At 47.7% G+C, this 2624-nt stretch carries 5 protein-coding genes; all 5 read left to right on the forward strand.

Annotated elements, in window-relative coordinates:
• Nucleotides 1–239: hypothetical protein (locus tag BLV81_RS24105; protein WP_218134313.1), on the forward strand; the 239-nt coding region annotated here is incomplete at its 5' end.
• An 88-nt stretch (nt 240–327) separates the two neighbouring features.
• Nucleotides 328–852: a hypothetical protein gene (locus tag BLV81_RS23345; RefSeq protein ID WP_092360273.1), complete on the forward strand. Its 525-nt coding sequence runs from the start codon at nt 328–330 to the stop codon at nt 850–852.
• Nucleotides 853–1027: 175 nt separating this feature from the next.
• Entirely contained in the window at nt 1028–1336 is a 309-nt protein-coding gene (locus BLV81_RS23350) for a hypothetical protein (RefSeq protein ID WP_092360277.1), read from the forward strand.
• A gap of 291 nt (nt 1337–1627) precedes the next feature.
• Complete coding sequence (locus BLV81_RS24110; RefSeq protein WP_218134314.1) at nt 1628–1807, forward strand: hypothetical protein; 180 nt, start codon at nt 1628–1630, stop codon at nt 1805–1807.
• Between the two features lie 358 nt (nt 1808–2165).
• On the forward strand, nt 2166–2507 hold the full coding sequence (locus tag BLV81_RS23365) for a hypothetical protein (protein ID WP_092360276.1): 342 nt from the start codon (nt 2166–2168) through the stop codon (nt 2505–2507).
• Nucleotides 2508–2624 lie beyond the last annotated feature (117 nt).

The following is a 2624-nucleotide window of genomic DNA, read 5'->3' on the forward strand; positions in this document are numbered from 1 at the left end:
TTCAGTTCTGGGCAATCTGCCGCCCTCCGTCTACGAACGGAACATGGCAGCAAAAAAACCTATCGCCGTGTCCGAATTTACTTGACCACTACAAGGCCACTTCCGATGCCATGGGACACATTAGCCTCAGGATAGTGCTCAATGGAGATAACTACGATTCATGCTTAAAAGTTTGCGTGATGTATGAGGCTGGCCAGCTTGCTGGGATGGCAAATGAACTTACTCATTTTTTTGGATAGCCGTCGGTAGCCGATGTTTCCTAAAGTGATGCCATTTCGGAATAACTACACAATCCTCGCTCGGTAACGTCTCTGGATAATTGAAAAAATGGCCTATACAAACGTTGTGAATTCTTATGACAACCCACTATCGCTGACTGGGCGACTGGTGCGTGCATTTGTCGCAGAAGACAGTTTCGTAGCACTTCTTCTTGATACTGATGAAGTAGTTAATTTTGCGACGGATGAGGTTGTCGTAGGAAAATGGTTCGAAGTCTTCCCCATCAGACTATATGAGCTTCCACCAGATTATAAATTTGCCTGGAACGAGCTTGACGAACCAATTGAAGTGATTGGCAGTATGCAAGTCTGGCGGGAAGAATGGCAGGAATCGGTCGCAGATGATGGTCAATTCATGGGTGCGGGGCCGCACTCCGTACAATTTGCGGCGGCGTTGGGCGAAGCGCCCAAAACAGCCGACAGCGTCGTAAAGGTCCATGCAGGAGTAAAGTTACTCGGGCATGACGGGCGTTGTTTAGTAGTGTGCAGCTCCGACAATAGCCCCTATAAAATGGACTTGGCAATCGATAAGCAAGATGTTGAACAAATTATGAAAAGCCATACCTGCCAGTAAACTATGCGACCGCATGTGTGCGGCGAAGGTAAGAGTCCTACGTTGCACATTGGAACCGGCCTTGTATTAGGAATGACTTGCAGCGGAGCCCGACAGCCGGAATGCTGATGAAGAAATTGCCTTCGAAAGTTGTTATATCCTTCTGTTTCATTTACTTGCGATGGTGTTGGAGCAGATGAGAAATATTCAAATTATCGACGGCGCGACGAACTCGGTCTACGACATTTTTGCGGCGACGGATGAAGAGTTCGCACTAATCTTTCCTGCCGGGACAGATGTGGCATTTATTGATGAGGTTTACAGGGATGCCAACGCATCCCAGCTTAACGCTGCGTTTGAGGCCATCTGGTCGCGTCGACTTGTCAAAAAGGACGCCATGGGGATTCATGGCGTACTGTTCTATGAACTTGAGGAAAAGAAAGCGTACTACCCTACGCGTCGGGACGAAGAGGCTGTAAACCCAAACGGTTCCCGTCTGCGCTGAAGGCTATCGGCCAAGGGGAGACATTCAAAATGGTCTTCTAAACTGCTACCAGCTCTTACTTAAAATGTGGAATATGCGATAAAAATGACACACGAGACTGGAATTTTATCCGAACCACGCTCACTTACTTCGTCGGAACGAGAGCTGGCAGCTTGGCTTCTTGAGCACGGAACTTCCGAGGCCGGACAATACCTTGTTCAGTTGAGTGGGGCAATGGTCTTCTCGCACTGTAAATGTGGATGCGCAAGCGTTGACTTCACGATTGACGGTCGTAGGCCGATGACTTTCGGCATGAGAATTCTCGCGGATTTCCAGTGGAAGGACGAAGGCGGTCATCTTTTTGGTGTATTCGTATTTGAGCAAGATGGTTTGTTGGCGGGTATCGACGTTTGGTCGATTGACGGGGGAGTGACGCCCATTACTCTGCCGGTGGCAAGTTCGCTTGTTCCGTTCGGAACACTAGCAACGTAGGGTCCACACGTATACTTACCTCGAAGTCGCAGCCCTCGTTGTCGAGTCGCTTAGAATTTAGGCTATTTGATACTCGCCTTTTGAAGTGCAGAGCCACACCAGGGACAGAATTGTATTTTAATAGTGGAAGTCCCTCCATCATGGACAATCAAACCATACGTCCGAGGCCGCGCTTTGAAATAAAGAACGTTATCTGGACATAAAAATGCGTCATTGTGCTTTGGGCACTTATAGTTTGCCCAATAATCCATCGTTTCGCAGCAGTGTTTGGACATGTGAATTTTAAATATAGGTTGTAGGTCGCGAATGTCAGCTAGCCTAACAGCGGCCTATCGTATCTTGAAAGGTTTGATAAATAATGTCCGAATACATAACTCATGAGCAGTATACATACTCAATTCGCCAACAAGTTGTGGCGGCCGCAAGGGCTATGCTTACTCACGAGTTGAGTTTTCTCATCGGTGCTAGAAAACTGGCTGCTCTCAGGCACGAAGCCGCCGTACGTGATGATGACGCCGACTTCATTATATTTGTGGCTATCGCTTCTGAAACGGATGACTTTCCGCTTGGCGATGTTTGCCAACATTGGGATAAACATGCATTGGAACAGCTTCAACCTGAAATTCAATCTGCTGAAGATTGGGCCTACAAACATGGTGCCTTGGCCTGTAATTCTCTTATAAAGCGGTTTAGCAAATAAACGCGATACGTCGGTCCACTAGCGGCCCAGAGTGTGTGAAAACGCGACGCCCCTTGGGGATTATATTTTCACCGTTTTTCAGCCATCAGTGTAAACGCAATTAATCCCAAGACGTTA

The organism is Collimonas sp. OK242, from assembly GCF_900107095.1.
GTDB lineage: Bacteria > Pseudomonadota > Gammaproteobacteria > Burkholderiales > Burkholderiaceae_D > Collimonas.